The sequence below is a fragment of the Simplicispira hankyongi genome, assembly GCF_003570885.1.
GTDB classification, from domain to species: Bacteria; Pseudomonadota; Gammaproteobacteria; order Burkholderiales; family Burkholderiaceae_C; genus Simplicispira; species Simplicispira hankyongi.
Genome location: NZ_QXJC01000001.1, coordinates 699,964 through 716,211, shown reverse-complemented (window position 1 = coordinate 716,211; position 16,248 = coordinate 699,964). Strand labels below are relative to the sequence as shown.

General features: G+C 63.6%; 17 protein-coding genes and 1 pseudogene. 11 read left to right on the top strand and 7 right to left on the bottom strand.

Annotation, left to right across the window (positions count from 1 at the left end; translation table 11 throughout):
- Positions 1 to 11: 11 nt before the first annotated feature.
- Together D3F03_RS17560 and D3F03_RS17555 are read right to left on the bottom strand one after the other, a co-directional pair.
- A complete protein-coding gene (locus tag D3F03_RS17560) occupies positions 12 to 320 on the bottom strand; it encodes a universal stress protein (RefSeq protein WP_425453087.1) in 309 nt (102 codons plus the stop codon).
- Positions 321 to 413: 93 nt separating this feature from the next.
- A pseudogene (locus tag D3F03_RS17555) lies at positions 414 to 869 on the bottom strand (universal stress protein); the annotation flags it as partial.
- Between the two features lie 308 nt (positions 870 to 1,177).
- Between D3F03_RS17555 and D3F03_RS03215 the strand changes: the two are divergent.
- The 9 genes from D3F03_RS03215 to D3F03_RS03175 all read left to right on the top strand — a co-directional run bounded on the left by D3F03_RS03215 (position 1,178) and on the right by D3F03_RS03175 (position 12,279).
- Positions 1,178 to 1,579 carry a thioredoxin family protein gene (locus D3F03_RS03215; RefSeq protein ID WP_119107888.1) on the top strand — a complete coding sequence of 134 codons (402 nt, stop codon included), beginning with the start codon at positions 1,178 to 1,180 and terminating at the stop codon, positions 1,577 to 1,579.
- 224 nt (positions 1,580 to 1,803) lie between these two features.
- Entirely contained in the window at positions 1,804 to 2,388 is a 585-nt protein-coding gene (rimP, locus tag D3F03_RS03210) for a ribosome maturation factor RimP (protein WP_119107887.1), read from the top strand.
- Positions 2,389 to 2,463: 75 nt separating this feature from the next.
- The gene (gene nusA / locus D3F03_RS03205) at positions 2,464 to 3,948 is read left to right on the top strand and encodes a transcription termination factor NusA (RefSeq protein WP_119107886.1); all 1,485 of its coding nucleotides are present in this window, start codon (positions 2,464 to 2,466) and stop codon (positions 3,946 to 3,948) included.
- Between the two features lie 23 nt (positions 3,949 to 3,971).
- Positions 3,972 to 6,842 (top strand): translation initiation factor IF-2, encoded by a 2,871-nt coding sequence (infB, locus tag D3F03_RS03200; RefSeq protein WP_119107885.1) that lies wholly within the window; start codon positions 3,972 to 3,974, stop codon positions 6,840 to 6,842.
- 165 nt (positions 6,843 to 7,007) lie between these two features.
- On the top strand, positions 7,008 to 7,385 hold the full coding sequence (rbfA, locus tag D3F03_RS03195) for a 30S ribosome-binding factor RbfA (RefSeq protein WP_119107884.1): 378 nt from the start codon (positions 7,008 to 7,010) through the stop codon (positions 7,383 to 7,385).
- Positions 7,382 to 8,380, top strand: a complete 999-nt coding sequence (truB, locus tag D3F03_RS03190; protein ID WP_119107883.1) for a tRNA pseudouridine(55) synthase TruB — start codon at positions 7,382 to 7,384, stop codon at positions 8,378 to 8,380. The genes rbfA and truB overlap by 4 nt, the downstream gene beginning before the upstream one ends.
- The gene (gene typA / locus D3F03_RS03185) at positions 8,377 to 10,200 is read left to right on the top strand and encodes a translational GTPase TypA (protein WP_119107882.1); all 1,824 of its coding nucleotides are present in this window, start codon (positions 8,377 to 8,379) and stop codon (positions 10,198 to 10,200) included. Before truB ends, typA begins: the two co-directional genes overlap by 4 nt.
- Positions 10,201 to 10,276: 76 nt before the next feature.
- Positions 10,277 to 11,191, top strand: a complete 915-nt coding sequence (locus tag D3F03_RS03180; RefSeq protein ID WP_342769297.1) for a DMT family transporter — start codon at positions 10,277 to 10,279, stop codon at positions 11,189 to 11,191.
- Positions 11,188 to 12,279 (top strand): enoyl-CoA hydratase/isomerase family protein, encoded by a 1,092-nt coding sequence (locus D3F03_RS03175; RefSeq protein WP_119107881.1) that lies wholly within the window; start codon positions 11,188 to 11,190, stop codon positions 12,277 to 12,279. The genes D3F03_RS03180 and D3F03_RS03175 overlap by 4 nt, the downstream gene beginning before the upstream one ends.
- A 13-nt stretch (positions 12,280 to 12,292) precedes the next feature.
- Here the strand turns inward: D3F03_RS03175 and D3F03_RS03170 are convergent, their stop codons facing one another.
- The 4 genes from D3F03_RS03170 to smpB all read right to left on the bottom strand — a co-directional run bounded on the left by D3F03_RS03170 (position 12,293) and on the right by smpB (position 14,796).
- Entirely contained in the window at positions 12,293 to 13,228 is a 936-nt protein-coding gene (locus tag D3F03_RS03170; protein WP_199665397.1) for an anti-sigma factor family protein, read from the bottom strand.
- A gap of 5 nt (positions 13,229 to 13,233) precedes the next feature.
- Positions 13,234 to 13,779, bottom strand: coding sequence for an RNA polymerase sigma factor (locus D3F03_RS03165; RefSeq protein WP_119107880.1), 546 nt, complete (start codon positions 13,777 to 13,779; stop codon positions 13,234 to 13,236).
- Between the two features lie 21 nt (positions 13,780 to 13,800).
- On the bottom strand, positions 13,801 to 14,172 hold the full coding sequence (locus D3F03_RS03160) for a COG4315 family predicted lipoprotein (RefSeq protein ID WP_119107879.1): 372 nt from the start codon (positions 14,170 to 14,172) through the stop codon (positions 13,801 to 13,803).
- A 150-nt stretch (positions 14,173 to 14,322) separates the two neighbouring features.
- Entirely contained in the window at positions 14,323 to 14,796 is a 474-nt protein-coding gene (gene smpB / locus D3F03_RS03155) for an SsrA-binding protein SmpB (protein ID WP_119107878.1), read from the bottom strand.
- A gap of 122 nt (positions 14,797 to 14,918) precedes the next feature.
- Here smpB and D3F03_RS03150 point away from each other — a divergent pair, with 122 nt between their 5' ends.
- Positions 14,919 to 15,359 carry a type II toxin-antitoxin system RatA family toxin gene (locus tag D3F03_RS03150; RefSeq protein WP_119107877.1) on the top strand — a complete coding sequence of 147 codons (441 nt, stop codon included), beginning with the start codon at positions 14,919 to 14,921 and terminating at the stop codon, positions 15,357 to 15,359.
- The gene (locus D3F03_RS03145) at positions 15,322 to 15,684 is read left to right on the top strand and encodes an RnfH family protein (RefSeq protein ID WP_425453061.1); all 363 of its coding nucleotides are present in this window, start codon (positions 15,322 to 15,324) and stop codon (positions 15,682 to 15,684) included. Before D3F03_RS03150 ends, D3F03_RS03145 begins: the two co-directional genes overlap by 38 nt.
- A gap of 3 nt (positions 15,685 to 15,687) precedes the next feature.
- Here D3F03_RS03145 and D3F03_RS03140 read toward each other — a convergent pair whose 3' ends face one another.
- Complete coding sequence (locus D3F03_RS03140; RefSeq protein WP_119107875.1) at positions 15,688 to 16,218, bottom strand: DUF4124 domain-containing protein; 531 nt, start codon at positions 16,216 to 16,218, stop codon at positions 15,688 to 15,690.
- Positions 16,219 to 16,248 lie beyond the last annotated feature (30 nt).

Below are 16,248 nucleotides of genomic sequence, written 5' to 3'. Positions count from 1 at the left end.
CAAAAACAGAGTTACCGAAGAATCAACACCGGCACATCGGACAAGCGCAGCAGCGTCGTCGTGGTGCTGCCGACGATGAGCTGGCGAATGCGCGAATGGCCGTAGGCACCCATGACCAGCAGGGCCGCGCCCTGGCTGGCGAGCAGTTCGGGTAGCGCACTTTCGGGCTCGCCCGGTAACAGCCGCGTCTGCACCGAAAAACCCGCGACGCGCAGCAGTTCGGCGGCAGCAGCGAGTGGCTCCTGCGCCTCGGGCGTGTCTTCGCCCACCATGGCGATCAGTGCCGGCAGGTCGCGCAGCAGGGGGCTGGCAGCCACCATGTCCACCATTTTCCGGGCGGTGGGGCTGGCGTCGTAGGCCACCACAAAGCGCTCGGGCGGGGCAAAGCGCTCGCTGGTGGCTACCAGTACCGGCCGTTGCAGCGCCCGGATGACGCGCTCGACATGGTGGTCCAGGTGCAGCCGGCGCGGCCCGCTGGCCCGGTGGTTCGCGCCCAGCACGCACAAACGCAGCTCGGGTTCGAGTTCCAAAAGGGTATCGACGAGTTCGCCGTGGCGCATGTGCGTGGCGGGCACCGGCAGGCCGGCAGCTTGGGCGCGCAGGCTGGCAGCTTCCAGCATGTCGCGTCCGGCCTGCTGCGCCAGCTTGCTGCGTTGCTCATCGAGTGCACTCAGTTGCTGTAACAGCACCTCTTGTGCCCCCAGGCCGATCGTGCCGCTGTAGTCGCCCACGTTGGGCAGCTCGGGCGGGCGCTCCAGCACATGCAGCAATTCGAGTGGCGCAGACAGGCGCTGCGCCGCCCAGGCGGCCCAGTCGATGACGGCGGCGGTGGTGGTGCGGCCGTCGATGCAGGCGTAGACCTTGTTCATGGGATCTCCTATCAGAACGTGTTGACGATCCATCCGGGGCCGCATTCGGGCGCAATCAGGACAAGTTTAAGCCTGGCTGCGCAGCATCGGTGCATGCCCATTGCCAAGCTGCCGGACGTGGAAATCGCCCGATTTCGCCCCAATCTGAAGGGAAAGCGACTTTCCGGGCAGGCTGCTGCATCTTGTATGCCGTTCTGAAAAGACGCTTGTGTGACCTTGGAGAGATCGTAAACATGTTCTGTGACCAGAGCGACTGCGGCTACCATGGCGACCTGTCGTGCGCACCTATGGTGCGGCGCCTCCCTTAAATGCCTATGACGCAGTCCCACGCCGTGAAACCTTTGGCCACCGAACCGAAGTCGGCCCCCAGCCTCTTGTGGGTGGTGTGTCTATGCGCCGGCTGGTGCAATACTTGCAGCGATTACCGTGCGACGTTCGAAGCCGTTGCGCGCCAGTGGCCGGCGATTCGCTTTGAATGGGTAGACATCGAGGATGAAGCCGAAGTCACGGGCGATGTCGACGTGGAAACCTTTCCCACGCTGTTAGTGGCCGATGCCAGTGGCACGCGCTTTCTCGGCCCCTTGCTGCCGCAGGCCGGCGTTCTGACGCGCCTCATCAGCAACCTGCAGGCGGGCGCCTCAGGGCTGGCGCCTGGGGTGGACCCGCAGGGGCAGGCGCTGTTCGAGCGGGTCCGTGCAAGCAGGAACTGACCGTGCGGCCCTGCGCCAGCCGTTTGCTGGGGGTGTGGCAAGGCCTGTTTTTGCGTTTTTCAGGGGCCAGGGGCTTTTGTGAGGAGGTTTTCCGGGCTACAATGGCTCTCTCACGACCAAGCGGGCGGGTACCAACCGCCCGTTTTTTTTGGCCGTAAGCTTTTGGAGCTCGAAGCCTCAGGGGGTTCTCGGGTTTTTTGTTTTTCCGGAATTGAATTCAATACGTGGCGCTGCAGCAAATCGTCGAGCAAACTGTCATCGGCCTGGGGTACGACTTGGTCGAGGTGGCTCGCTGCCCCGGTGGCCTGTTGCGCATCACCATTGATTTGCCTTGGCAGGCGCCGGCAGAAATCGGTGGTTCGCGGTCTGAGCAATTCATCACCGTGGAAGATTGCGAGAAGGTCACGCGGCAGCTGCAGTTTGCGCTGGAAGTGGATGCGGTGGAGTACACGCGGCTTGAGGTGTCTTCGCCCGGTATCGATCGGCCTTTGCGCCACGAGCAGGATTTTGTGCGTTTTGAGGGTCAGGTGATTGATCTTGTCCTCAAGCAGCCCATAGGCGCTGCCGCGGCAGGGCAGGTGAGCCCGCTGCGCAAGAAGTTTCGCGGCACGCTTGAGCGTGCCGAGGGTGGCGGCTGGCAGATTACGTGGCGCGACGAGCCGCCGATCAAGCCTGGTCAGCGTGTCAGCGCCAAACGGGCGCAGACGCCGCTCCAGGCGCTGGGTTTTGCACTTGATGAACTCAAGGAGGTGCGCTTGGCGCCCATTGTGAATTTCAAAGGGCGCGGCGCGGGGGCGGCGTCGGGGTGATATCCCGTGAGGGATGAAGTCGGTCCGGGCCGCCTGCGTGTGGCCCCAAGGTGAAAGAAATAGGAGAGTCGTTGCATGAATCGCGAATTGTTGATGTTGGTGGATGCCATTTCGCGCGAAAAAAGCGTTGAGCGGGACGTGGTGCTGGGTGCCGTTGAATCCGCCTTGGCCCAGGCGACGAAAAAACTCTATTCCGGCGAAGTAGATATCCGCGTGGCGCTTGACCGCGACAGCGGTAACTACGAAACCTTCCGTCGCTGGCTGGTGGTGCCTGACGACGCCGGTCTGCAAAACCCTGACGCTGAAGAGTTGCTGATGGATGCGCGGGAGCGCGTTCCAGACGTTGAGGTCGGCGAGTACATTGAGGAAGGCATCGAATCTGTGCCCATCGGCCGCATTGGCGCGATGGCTGCTAAGCAGGTCATCCTGCAGAAGATTCGTGACGCCGAGCGCGAAATGTTGCTGAACGACTTCATGTCGCGTGGCGAGAAGATTCTGACAGGTACCGTCAAGCGCATGGACAAGGGGGACCTCATTGTCGAGTCTGGCCGCGTCGAAGGGCGTCTGCGCCGCAGCGAGATGATTCCCAAGGAAAACCTGCGCAGCGGCGACCGCGTGCGCGCCATGATCATGGAGGTGGACCTGACGCTGCGCGGCGCGCCCATCATCCTCTCGCGCTCGGCGCCAGAATTCATGATCGAGCTGTTCCGCCATGAGGTGCCCGAGATCGAGCAGGGCCTGCTGGAGATCAAGAGCTGTGCCCGTGACCCCGGCAGCCGGGCCAAAATTGCCGTGCTCTCGCATGACCGTCGCGTGGACCCCATCGGCACTTGCGTCGGTGTGCGTGGCACGCGCGTCAATGCCGTGACCAACGAACTCGCTGGTGAGCGTGTCGATATTGTGCTGTGGTCCGAAGACCCGGCGCAGTTTGTCATTGGCGCCCTGGCGCCAGCGAATGTCTCATCGATCATGGTCGATGAGGAAAAGCACGCTATGGATGTGGTGGTGGATGAGGAAAACCTCGCCATTGCCATCGGCCGTGGCGGCCAGAACGTGCGCCTTGCGTCTGACCTCACGGGTTGGAAAATCAACATCATGGACGCTGCCGAATCGGCCCAGAAGCAGGCCAACGAGACCAATATGGCGCGTCACCTGTTCATGGAAAAGCTTGATGTTGACCAGGAGATCGCCGACACCCTGATCGAAGAGGGCTTCAACACCCTCGAAGAAGTGGCCTACGTGCCGCTGCAGGAAATGCTGGAGATTGAGAGTTTCGACGAAGACACCGTCAACGAACTGCGCGCGCGCGCCAAGGATGCCTTGTTGACTATGGAAATCGCACGCGAAGACAGTGTCGAGAGCGTCTCTCAGGATTTGCGCGATCTCGAAGGCGTGACGCCCGAGCTGATTGCCAAGCTGGCTGGGGGTGGCGTACACACACGCGACGATTTGGCCGACTTGGGCCTGGATGAGCTCATCGAGCTGACAGGGCAAACCGAAGACGACGCCAAGGCATTGATCATGAAAGCACGCGAGCATTGGTTCGCGGGGCAAGCGTAAAGGTCGGGAGGCACGAACCACATATGTCCAGTAATACCGTTGCCGAGTTCGCCAGCGAACTCAAAAAAACCTCTGACGTCTTGCTCGAACAGCTCAAGTCTGCCGGTGTCTCCAAGGCCGCTGCGTCCGACGTTCTGACCGAGAGCGACAAGCAAAAGCTGCTCGCGCATCTGCAGGCCAGCCATGGTCTTGCAGCATCGGATCGCAAAAAAATTACCTTGGTAAAGCGCTCCACCAGCGAAATCAAGCAGGCCGATGCCTCTGGAAAGGCGCGTACCATTCAGGTGGAAGTGCGCAAAAAGCGCACTTTCGTCAAGCGTGACGATGCGGCGGAGGCTGCAGCACTGTCGGACATTGATGCCGTGCCGGAAGACGTGGAGCAGGCGCCAGAACAGGACAACGCTGATCTCGCACGCCGCGAGGAGGAAGCGCGTCGCCAGGCCGAGCTGATCAGCCGCCAGGAGCAGGATCTGAGCGAGAAACGCCGCGACCGCGAGATGCGCGAGCAGCGCGAACGCGAAGCCGCAGAGCGCGCCGCAGCCTATGCCGCGCAGGAAGCCGAGAAAAAGGCGCAGGCGTCTGCTGAGAAGCAGGAGGCCACGCGTGAGCAGGCCGCCGAGGCCGCAGCCCGCGCGGCCGCACAGGCCGAAGCGCGTGAGAAGGCCGAAGCCGAGTCCCGCGCGCGTGCCGCCGAGGAAGCCGAACGCGCCAGCGATCTGGATGAGCGCCGTCGCAAGGCATTGGCGGAAGCCGCTGCCATTCGCTCCATGATGTCGGCGCCTGCCAAGGTGTTGGTAGCCAAGAAGCCGGAAGAGCCCAAGGTGGTTGCGCGCGCTGGCGACGCCAAGAAGGGCACCTTGCACAAGCCGGCTGCCGCCCCTGGTGCGGCACCGCGTGCGGCGGGCTCCCCAGGTGCCCCAGGGGGTGCCGGCAAGGAAGTCAAGTCAGCCAAGCTCTCGTCGAGTTGGGCGGGTGACGCAGCCAAGAAAAAGGGCATTCCCACCCGTGGCGACACGGGCGGTGGACGTGGTGGAGCCAGTGCCTGGCGCAGTGGCAGCGGTTCGCGCAGCGGCGGCCGCCGTGGCAACGACCGCGACCGTTCTGATCAGCACGCACACGCCGCACCGGTGGAGATGCGCGCCATTGAAGTGCACGTGCCTGAAACCATTACGGTGGCCGAGCTGGCGCACAAAATGTCCATCAAGGCGTCTGAAGTCATCAAGGCGCTGATGAAGATGGGCCAGATGGTGACCATCAACCAGCCGCTGGACCAGGACACCGCGATGATCGTGGTCGAGGAACTCGGCCACACGGCCGTGGTCGCCGCGCTGGACGATCCGGAAGCTTTTGCGCAAGAGGATGCATCGTTGCAAACCGCCGAGCTCGTCTCGCGCGCGCCGGTTGTCACCGTCATGGGCCACGTGGACCACGGCAAGACCTCGCTGCTGGACTACATCCGCCGCACCAAGGTGGCGACGGGTGAAGCGGGCGGCATTACGCAGCACATTGGGGCTTACCACGTCGAGACCCCGCGCGGCATGGTGTCGTTCCTCGATACCCCCGGTCACGAGGCGTTCACCGCCATGCGTGCCCGTGGTGCACAGGCGACCGACATCGTGATTCTGGTGGTGGCAGCCGACGACGGCGTCATGCCGCAGACCAAGGAAGCCATCAAGCACGCCAAGGCGGCCGGTGTTCCCATGGTGGTGGCCATCACCAAGTCCGACAAGCCCGACGCCAACTTTGAGCGCGTCAAGCAGGAGCTGGTGGTCGAGCAGGTGGTGCCTGAAGAATACGGTGGCGACACACCTTTCGTGCAAGTGTCTTCCAAGACCGGCATGGGCATCGACGCGCTGCTTGAACAGGTACTGCTGCAAGCCGAAGTGATGGAGCTCAAGGCGCCGGTGACGACGCTGGCCAAGGGCCTCGTGATTGAAGCGCAGCTCGACAAAGGCCGTGGCCCGGTTGCGACGGTGCTGGTGCAGTCCGGTACGCTCAAGGTGGGCGACGTGGTGCTTGCCGGCCAGACCTTTGGCCGCGTGCGCGCCATGCTGGATGAAAATGGCCAGACCGCCAAGTCCGCAGGTCCGTCCATTCCGGTGGAAATCCAGGGTTTGACGGAAGTGCCGCAGGCTGGCGACGAGTTCATGGTGCTCACCGACGAGCGCCGTGCACGCGAAATCGCGACCTACCGCGCCGGTAAGTTCCGCAATACCAAGCTGGCCAAGATGCAGGCAGCCAAGCTGGAGAACATGTTCTCCGACATGACGGCGGGCGAAGTCAAGATGCTGCCCATCATCGTCAAGGCCGATGTGCAGGGTTCGCAAGAGGCGCTGTCGCAGTCGCTGCTCAAACTCTCGACCGACGAAGTCAAGGTGCAACTGGTCTATACCGGCGTAGGCGCGATCAGCGAGTCGGACATCAACCTGGCGATTGCATCCAAGTCCATCGTCATCGGCTTCAATGTGCGGGCCGACGCCGGTGCGCGCAAGCTGGCTGAAGCCAACGATGTCGAACTGCACTACTACAGCATCATCTACGACGCCGTCGATGAATTGAAAGTGGCCATGTCCGGCATGCTGGCACCTGAGCAGCGCGAAGAGATCATCGGCACGGCCGAAATCCGTACGGTGTTCGTGGCCTCCAAGATCGGTACCGTTGCGGGTTCGTACATCACGTCCGGCATGGTGCATCGCAATGCGAAGTTCCGCCTGCTGCGCGAGAACGTCGTCATCTACACCGGCGAAGTCGAGTCGCTGCGCCGCCTGAAAGACGACGTCAAGGATGTCAAGGAAGGTTTCGAGTGCGGTATCAAGCTGAAGAACTACAACGACGTCAAGGAAGGTGATCAGCTGGAATTCTTCGACGTCAAGGAAATCGCGCGGACGCTATGAAGCACCCCCTGAGTCGCTTCGCGCCTTCCCCCTCTCTCGAATCGCTTTGCGATTCGGGAGGGGGACGCCCCCAGCACGGCGGGGCGGCCCTTGTGCGGGGGCGCTGGCATTGGCCGCGCCACGTTCACGCGGCGTCGTCGGTGATTGGCGCAGTGGGTTACTAACATGGCCGCCAAGAAATCCTCCACGCCTAACCGCGCCTTCAAGGTGGCCGACCAGATCCAGCGCGATCTGTCGGAGCTGATCGCGCGCGAGCTCAAGGACCCGCGCGTCGGCATGGTCACCATCCAGTCGGTGGAGGTGACCCCCGATTACGCCCATGCGAAGGTGTTCTACAGCGTGCTGACCGGCGAGCCGGCCGCCACGCAAGAAGCACTGGATCAGGCGGCGGGGTTTTTGCGCGCCGGTCTGTTCAAGCGCCTGCACATCCATACCGTGCCCACGCTGCACTTCGTGTTCGACCGCACGCCCGAGCATGCGGCGGATATGAATGCGCTGATTGCCCAGGCGGTCGCTTCGCGCTCAAAAGAAGACAACGAATGACCGCGCCGGCTCCCCGCATTCGGGTGCAGCGGCGCCCGGTGCATGGGGTGCTGCTCATCGACAAGCCGCTGGGGCTCTCCAGCAACCAAGCCTTGCAAAAGGCCAAATGGCTGTTGCGCGCGGAAAAGGCGGGCCATACGGGTACGCTCGATCCGCTGGCCACTGGCGTGCTGCCGCTGTGTTTTGGCGCGGCGACCAAATTCAGCCAGTTGCAGCTCGACGCCCCTAAGACATACCACGCGGTGGCGCGCCTCGGTGTGACGACCAGCACGGGCGACGCGGAAGGTGACGTGCTGGCCGAGCGGCCGGTTCCGGCTGACGCACTCTCCCCAGAGCGGCTTGCGGCTGTGCAGCGCCAGTTCACCGGCCCCATGGCGCAGGTGCCGCCGATGCACAGCGCCTTGAAGAAGGACGGGCGCGCGCTCTACGAATACGCGCGCGCGGGCATTGAGGTGGAGCGCGCGCCGCGTAACGTAGAAATTTTTGAGTTAAATCTGGCTCCAGCGCAGGATACATCTGCGCATCCAGCTATCAATATCGTAGTGAAATGCAGCAAAGGCACCTACATCCGCACCCTCGGCGAAGATATCGGAGCGGCACTCGGTTGTGGCGCCCACCTGACCTTTTTGCGCCGCATTGAAACCGGAGGCTTGGGGCTGGCCGATTGCGTCACGCTTGAGGCGCTGGAAGCCATGGACGAAGACGCTCGCCTTGCCTGCCTGGCGCCGGCTGAGTTGTTGCTCGCCGGTCAACCTCGCATTGAGCTGGACGCCTACGAGGCCGGGCGTTTTCTCTCCGGTCTGCGCCGCCGCGGCGCCTGGCCCGATGCGCCAGAAGTTGCGGTGTTCGGGCAAGCGCCTGCCGCGCTGTTGGGCGCGGGCCACGTGGTGGCAGGCGAACTTATCCCCGACCGGTTGCTGAGCCCGATCGAAATCGAACAAATCTTGAAGAGCACGCCGAGCGCCGCAAACGCCGGTATTTTGGAAACGACATGAACAAGCAAATTCGCAACATCGCCATCATCGCCCACGTTGACCATGGCAAAACCACCATGGTGGACCAGCTGCTGCGCCAGTCGGGCACTTTCGCCGAACACGAAAAAGTCGTCGACACGGTGATGGACAACAACGCCATCGAACGCGAGCGCGGCATCACCATCCTGGCCAAGAACTGCGCCGTGTCCTGGAAGGGCACGCACATCAACATCGTCGATACCCCCGGCCACGCCGACTTTGGTGGTGAGGTCGAGCGGGCGCTGTCCATGGTGGACGGCGTGGTGCTGCTGATCGACGCGCAGGAAGGCCCGATGCCGCAAACGCGTTTCGTCACCAAGAAGGCGTTGGCGCTGGGCCTCAAGCCCATCGTGGTGGTCAACAAGGTGGACAAGCCCGGCGCGAACCCCGACAAGGTGGTGAACGCTGCATTTGACTTGTTCGACAAGCTCGGCGCAACCGACGAGCAGCTCGATTTTCCGGTGGTCTACGCCTCGGGCATCAACGGCTGGACGTCGCTGGTAGAAGGCGAACCGGGCGAACAATGGGGCCCGGACATGTCGGCGCTGTTTGAAACCGTGCTCGGGCACGTTCCCGCGCATGAGGGCGACGAGAATGCGCCGCTGCAGCTGCAGATCTCGGCGCTCGATTTCTCCACCTTCGTCGGCCGCATTGGGGTGGGCCGCATCAACCAGGGGACCATCAAACCCAACATGGACGTGCTCGTGATGGAGGGCCCGGACGGGAAATCCTTCAAAGGCCGCGTCAACCAGGTGCTCACCTTCCAGGGCCTGGAGCGCGTGCAGGCCACCGAGGCCGGCCCGGGCGAAATCGTGCTGATCAACGGCATTTCGGATATCGGCATTGGCGTGACGGTGACCGACCCCACGAACCCGGCGCCGTTGCCCATGCTCAAGGTGGATGAGCCCACGCTGACCATGAATTTCTGCGTCAACACCAGCCCGCTGGCTGGCCGCGAAGGCAAGTACGTTACCAGCCGCCAGATCTGGGACCGCCTCCAGAAAGAGCTGCAGCACAACGTGGCTCTGCGCGTCAGCGAGACCAATGAAGAAGGCATTTTTGAAGTGATGGGCCGGGGCGAGTTGCACCTGACCATCCTGCTGGAGAACATGCGCCGCGAAGGCTACGAAATGGCCGTCTCCAAACCCCGCGTGCTGTTCAAGGACGTGGGCGGCGTCAAGCACGAGCCTATCGAGCTGGTCACCGCCGACATCGAGGAAACCCACCAGGGCGGCGTGATGCAGGCGCTGGGCGAGCGCAAAGGCGAATTGGTGAACATGGAGCCGGACGGCCGCGGCCGCGTGCGCCTGGAATACCGCATTCCTGCGCGTGGGCTGATTGGTTTCACCAACGAATTCCTGAACCTGACACGCGGCTCGGGCTTGATTTCCAACATTTTTGACAGCTATGAGCCGCACAAGGGCGAGATCGGCAGCCGCAAGAACGGCGTGCTGATTTCCATGGACGACGGCGAAATCTTCACCTACGCCCTGGGCAAGCTCGACGACCGCGGCCGCATGTTCGTCAAGGCCAACGACCCGGTGTACGAGGGCATGATCGTCGGCATCCACAGCCGCGACAACGACCTGGTGGTGAACGCCACGCGCACCAAGCAGTTGACCAACTTCCGTGTCTCGGGCAAGGAAGACGCCATCAAGATCACGCCGCCGATTGACCTCACGCTGGAGTACGGCGTTGAGTTCATTGAAGACGACGAGTTGGTCGAGATCACGCCCAAGTCCGTTCGCCTGCGCAAGCGCCACCTGAAAGAGAGTGACCGCAAGCGCGCCAGCCGGGAATGAGCGCACAAGCCCCGGTAGCGCTGGCCCCAGCGCGGTGGCCGCTGCAATGCGCTGCGCGCGCCTTCATTGCCGCGTGATGGAAACGCATCCGGCCCAAGCTTCGTTGCTGCAGGCAGGACGAAGCCTGACCCATACCCGCGCGGTGTGGACCATGGTGGGTGCCACCTTTCTGTGGTCGATAGCGGGCGTGGTCACCCGCCACCTTGAGCAGGCGCGCAGTTTCGAGGTGACGTTCTGGCGCAGCGTGTTCACGCTCGCCTCTCTTCTGGTGCTTTTGCCTGCCGTGCGCGGGCGAAACGCCCTGGCGCCGCTATTGCGCGGCGGGCATGCCCTGTGGCTCTCGGGCGTGTGCTGGAGCGTGATGTTCACGGCCTTCATGGTCGGCATCACGCTCATGCCGGTGGCCAACGTACTGGTCACCATGGCCTCTGGCCCGCTACTGACCGCTCTGGTAGCCCGGGTTTTCATCGGCCATCGCATCGCCCCCCGCACCGGGATGGCCATTGCAGTGGCGGGGCTGGGCATCGCCTGGATGTTCGGTACGCAGGTGCGCAGCGTACCGCTGGCGGGCACCTTGGTTGCCCTGTGTGTGCCCCTGGCTGCGGCCGTGAACTGGACGGTGGTGCAGCACGCGCAGCGCCATGGGGAATCGGTCGACCTGATGCCTGCGGTACTGATCGGCGCCGTGATCTCCAGCTTGGCTACCCTGCCGCTTGCGCTGCCGTTTGCCGCCTCCGGCCATGACCTGCTGCTGCTCGCTTTTCTGGGTCTGGTGCAGCTGGCGGTCCCCTGCCTGCTGGTGGTGCGTTGCGGCCGGGTGTTGAAAGCGCCCGAGATGGCGCTTCTCGGTCTGCTGGAGGTGATTTTTGGTATTTTGCTGGCATGGTGGGGCGCGGGCGAGCGACCCGGTCCGGCCGTGCTGACGGGAGGCGCGCTGGTGATTGGCGCACTGGTTTTCAACGAATTACTGGGGTGGAGAGAGCAGACATGACGGAGCATTTGGTGGAACTGCAGTGCGAACGACGAGGCCAGGTTGGCTTCATTACCTTGAATCGGCCACGTGCGCTCAACGCGCTCTCGCTTGACATGGTGCGCGGCCTGATGGAGCAGCTCCTCGCCTGGCAGGACGACCCCGCCGTGCTGGCCGTCGCTGTGCGCGGCAGTAACAAGGAAGGTCCGTTTGGCGCTTTCTGCGCTGGCGGCGACATCCGGTTTCTGCACCAGGCGGGCAGTACGGGCGATCCGCGCCTGGAAGATTTTTTCACCGAGGAATACGCCCTCAACCACCTGATCCATCGCTACTCCAAGCCCTACATTGCCTTCATGGATGGCATCGTCATGGGTGGCGGCATGGGCATCAGCCAGGGTGCTGCGCTGCGGCTGGTGACCGAGCGCACGAAGATGGCGATGCCCGAGACGGCCATTGGCCTGTTTCCGGACGTGGGCGGCGGCTACTTTCTTTCGCGCTGCCCCGGCCATACGGGGGAGTGGCTGGCGCTGACCGGCGAGGCGATCGGAGGGGATGCCGCCCTGGCGCTGGGCTTGGCGGACGGGCGCATCGCACTGGAGACACAGGCGTCGTTGTGGGAGGCTCTGGGGACACAGCACTTCGCTGACGCTGGTGCGGTTACCGCGCTTGTGAAATCAAAAATGATAGCTGTAAGCGCATATTACATAAGCGCTAGAGCTCAAATTGACCAATATTTTTCACTCCCCAGCGTGGGCGAAATCGTGGCTGCCCTCGAAGCCGCTGACGGCGAGTGGGAGCACGACACCGCGGCGACACTGCGCAAGCGTTCGCCCTTGTTGCTGAGCGTCGTTCTGCAGCAAATCCGCCGTGCGCGGAGCATGGAACTGGCCGACGATTTGCGCATGGAGCGCGACATGGTGCGCCACTGCTTCACCCTGCGTCCAGGCCAGAGCGAAACCCTGGAAGGCATCCGTGCACTCGCCGTGGACAAGGACCATACGCCCCACTGGAACCCGGCGCGCATCGAAGACGTGACACCCGCGATGGTGGCGCCGTTCTTTACCAGCCCCTGGCCTGCCTACGCACATCCGCTGGCCCAGTTGGCCTGAACTGTCGTTGGCCTCAGAGATTCAATTGCTGGAACACGGCTGTTGCCAGGCTCAGTAGCTCCGGGCGCGAGAGCTGCCCGCTCAAGGCGTAGCCAAATCCGGCGTCTGTCCAGTAGAAGCCGGACACCGGGCCTGTCTGGGTGAACTGGAAAGAAGCGGTGTCGGAGGGCGAAGTCGCCCCGGGCGCCGGGGCGATTGGTCCCGGCAAGCCGCTGCGGACGGCACCGGCCGACGCGGGTGCGAGAGCGCCCAGGTACAGCGTGATCCGTTGGCCTGCGCTGTTTTGGTACATGAACTGCGCGCGTACCCCGGTATCGCCGGGCAAGAGCCGACCGCCGACCAGTTCGTAGCCAAGCGAGCCCAGGGCAGGGACCTTGAGCGGCCGGCCCAGCCGTTTGGACAACCACTGCACCAGATGGTCTTGCTGCGCGGCGGTAACCTCGACCGGGTGGCGCACCTCGGGCTGGTACACCGCGTGGGCCACCGCGGCCTGCTGGGCAAATCGCTGCGGGGTTTCTGCCGCCAGCGGCGCTGCGTTCCGGATTGCCATGCTGCTCCCAGGTGCAACGCCAGGTGCAAGGCCGGGCCATTGGCTGCGTCCCGTCCATCCCAGCCCAAAGGCCAGCACCACCGAGGCGGCCATGCCACCCCAGCGCCACCACCTCGCCTGCTGCTGCCCGCGGTCTGCGGTTCGCAACGCGGCGGCGAGCAGCATGTCGGGGACGGGGGCGTGGAGCAGATCCTGGTGCAGCGCGTGCAGCCGGTCCCCCTGCGCCCGCCAGTGGGCCATGGCGTCCTGGGCGGCCTCATCGTCAAGCAGTTGCTCGTGCAGCGCCTGCGCCTGTGCGGGTGGCAGCTGGCCGTCCACCAGCGCATGCCAGTGGGCACTCTCGTCGGCCTGAGGGCGAGAGGCGTGCTGGCTCGGATCGATGGTGGAGGAGCGGGTCATGGTCGTTACTTCAGGCGGCGCAGTGCAGGTGCCGGGCCTGTGGTCGGCGCGCCCGCGGGGGCCGCCTGGGAGAGGCCTGGTGTGGGTTCGCGGTCCATCAGCGCGCGCAGGCGTGTGCGGGCCCGCGACAGGCGCGACATGACGGTGCCCACCGGGATGCCCAGGATCCGGGCTGTGTCTTCATAGCTCATGTCCTCCATGGCGACCAGCAGCAGCACAGCTCGCTGGTCGGGCGGCAGGCGCTGCAGGCAGCGTTCCAGGTCCAGCGCCTCATCCGAAGGTCCACTGCCACCGGGCAACTGGTCCTGGACGTCCTCGATATTGACGGGCGCTGGCGAGGACAGCGCGCGGCGCTGGTTGAGGTACAGGTTGTGCATCAGCGTGAACAGCCAGGCGCGCAGGTCAGTTCCCGTACGCCACAGCAGCCACTTGCTGCAGGCGCGCTCGAGCGTGTCCTGTACGAGATCATCGGCCGCCCAGGCCTCGCCCGTCAGCACCCGGGCATAACGGCGCAGCCCGGGCAGCTGCTCGACGACCTGGGTGCGGTTCATGCCTGCGGTGCTTCGTGAACTTTATGGTCGTGCGGTATGCCAAACCTGGTTCACGCCGTCGCCGGTTTTGTCGCCAGGCTTGGTGTCCTTGGACCAGTAGTACAGCGGCTTGCCCTTGTAGGCCAGTTGGGTCATGCCGTCGTCGCGGGTAATGACGCTGTAGTCGCCGCCGGGGGCCTTGCTGGCCATCAGCGGCGGCCAGTTGGCGGCGCAGGGGCCATTGCACGCCGACTTGCCGCTGCCCGCGGCGTCTCGGTCGAAGGTGTAGAGCGTCATGCCGCCAGCGCCGACCAGTGCGCCGTCCATGGTTTTCACGGGCGAGTCGTCCATGGTAGCGCAGCCAGCCAGCGAGGCTGCTGCGGCGAATACGGCCATCGAGATCAATCTTTTCATGGGTTTCTCCAGGTGGGATGCAGGCGGAGGCGGATGCTGCCTTGCACTTGAACAAACACATGGGCCCCGATGTTTATTCCACGGCTCCGCAAAAAAACCCAAGCCCGGTGCCCTTTGGCACTCGGTGCCGGGCCCCTACCGCGCGCTGCCTCAGCGGCTGCGGCTTTTCAGGGCGCGTTCCACCTCGCGCTTGCCTTCGCGGTCCTTGATGGTGTCGCGCTTGTCGTGTTCGGCCTTGCCTTTGGCCAGGGCGATGTCGCATTTGGCCCGGCCGTCCTTCCAATGCAGATTCAGGGGCACCAGCGTGTAGCCCTTTTGCTCGACCTTGCCGATCAGGCGCTTGATCTCCTCCTTGTGCAGCAGGAGCTTTTTGGTGCGCGCGGCCTCGGGGCTGACGTGGGTGGACGCGGTCTTGAGCGGATTGATCTGACATCCAATCAGGTACAGCTCGCCCTCGCGGATCACCACATAGCCATCTGTCAGCTGCGCCTTGCCTTCGCGCAGCGCCTTCACTTCCCAGCCCTGCAGGACCAAGCCTGCCTCATAGCGCTCCTCAATGAAGTAGTTGTACGCGGCCTTCTTGTTGTCGGCGATGCGGGAATTGGAATCAGGTTTCTTGGCCATCGGGTCGTAAGGCGCCAGCGGAGGGGGCGGACGCCCCTCTTTACAATTGCTGTTCTCGCGCAGTCCTGATTCTAGGGTGTGCCATGGTCGGAGCGCGGCCTGGCGCCCCGCAGTCCCATTTCATGAAGAACGTCAACAAATCTGTCCTCATTTGGTACAGCCCGGAGGAAATGTTCAGCCTCGTCACCGATGTGGACCGTTATCCCGAGTTTCTTCCTTGGTGCGACCACGCCCGTGTGCTGGAACAGGAAAGCAGCGGCGTGGTGGCAGAAATCGGCATTTCCATGGCGGGGATTCGCCAGAGTTTTGTTACCCGCAACCTGCATGAGGCCGGTCGGCGGGTGGAGATGCAACTGATCAAGGGTCCATTTTCCCGCTTGAATGGCGATTGGCATTTCCAACCCGTGGGGGACGGCGCGCAGCGCGCAGCGCGCATTAATCTGCATTTGGATTACGGGTTCAACAGCGCACCCTTGGCCGCGGTGGTGGGGCCGGTGTTCGATCGTATTGCCAGCAGCTTGATGGATGCCTTCGTCAAGCGCGCCGAGCAGGTTTATGGCTGACGCTGGCCAAGTGCCACAGAGGCTGCGGGTGACGGTGGCCGTCTGCACAGAACCAGGCGCGGTGCGCGAATGGTGCGGTGATATGCCTGCCGGCGCGCAACTTGTGGACGCCCTGCGCCTCGCTGGCTGCGATGTGACAGCCCTGGATTCTGTCGGTATCTGGGGCAAGGCTGCGCCGCTCACCCAGGTGTTGCGTGATGGCGATCGGGTAGAGACCTACCGAGCGCTGAGGGTGGATCCCAAGGTGGCCCGGCGTGAACGCTTTGTTAGCCAGGGTGCGCGAAGCGCCGGGCTGTTTGTACGCAAACCGGTTCCGAAGCGATGATGCTCAGGGTTTGCAGTCCGAGTCGATGACCGCCTGTGCGCGTTTGCGCTCGGCGGCCCGCGCTGCGTCGTCGAGGAACACTTGCTCGCCCTTGGCATTGGTGTGTTTCATGAGCTGACCCGAGTCCAGCGTGGCCTTGGACTGCTTGGCGCGGGTGCAGTTTTCTGCCTTGGCGGCAGCCATTTTTTTCTCGTCTGCCTTGTCCTTGGCCGCTTTTTCCGCATCGGCTTTGGCCTTGCGTTCTTCGAGCTCCTTGTCTACGCCTTTGCCTGGCGCATTGGCGGCAGGCTTTGCAGCCGCCTTGGCAGCGGCAGGCTGCGCATCTGCCTGCGTGTCTGCATCGGCGTTGGCTGGCGCTACGGGTCGAGGTTGCTGCTGTGGTTGGCGAAGGATGTCTTTATCCGGAATGCTCAGCGGCGGCGGACGATCGCTGAAAACCTTGCGGCCGTCCTTGTCGATCCATTGCCATTGCGCTACGGCGCCCACCGACCAAACGCAGGCCAGCGTCACCAGACAGAGTTTGTGCAGCTTCATGCTTGCAGTTTAGCGGCTGCTGCGCCGAAG